Genomic DNA, 625 nt, shown 5'->3' with positions numbered 1-625 from the left:
GTTGCGGCGAGCCCTCGCGGCGTCAAGAGATGTGACTGAGAGCGCTCTCAGAAATGTTTTTCCTTCAGGTAATGGCGGCGTCGGGGGCGCCTCTTTGGTCAACGACGGGCGGTTCGGAGGGCGTCGGGCGGATTGTCAGTGGTGGGTGCCAGACTCGGAAGAAGAACGGAGAGATGCGACAAAGGAGTCGATCATGCTCAGTACCCGTTTCGTCGCGGGCGCCCCCGTCTGGGCCGACATGTGCGCGCCCGATCTCGACGGCGTCAGCGATTTCTACCGCGAGCTCTTCGGCTGGGAACTGCGCCGCGGCGGTGAGGAAGTGGGCGGTTACAGCCAGTTCCTCCTGGGCGGCAGGACCACGGCCGGTGCGATGGCGGTGCCCGCGGAGATGAGCCCGCCGTCCTGGACGCTGTACTTCCGGGCGCAGGACGTCGACGCCACGGTGAAGACGGTCGAGCAGGCGGGGGGCGGCGCCGTCTTCGACACCACGGATGTCCTCGACCTCGGCCGCATGGCGGTGCTCAAGGATTCGGCGGGGGTCCAGTTCGCCGCGTGGCAGCAGGGGCAGCTGAAGGGCCTCGATGTCGTGAACGAACCGGGGGGCCTGGTCTGGACCGAGCTCTAC

General features: G+C 67.0%; 1 protein-coding gene. It reads left to right on the top strand.

Going from position 1 to position 625, the window contains the following annotated elements:
* Positions 1-193: 193 nt before the first annotated feature.
* A partial coding sequence (locus AB8Z36_RS41770; protein WP_369218530.1) for a VOC family protein occupies positions 194-625 on the top strand: 432 nt, incomplete at its 3' end.

This window comes from Streptomyces flavofungini (assembly GCF_041028215.1).
GTDB classification, from domain to species: Bacteria; Actinomycetota; Actinomycetes; order Streptomycetales; family Streptomycetaceae; genus Streptomyces; species Streptomyces flavofungini_B.
The sequence above is the reverse complement of the archived record's forward strand: the minus strand, read 5'-3'. Positions and strand labels throughout refer to the sequence as shown.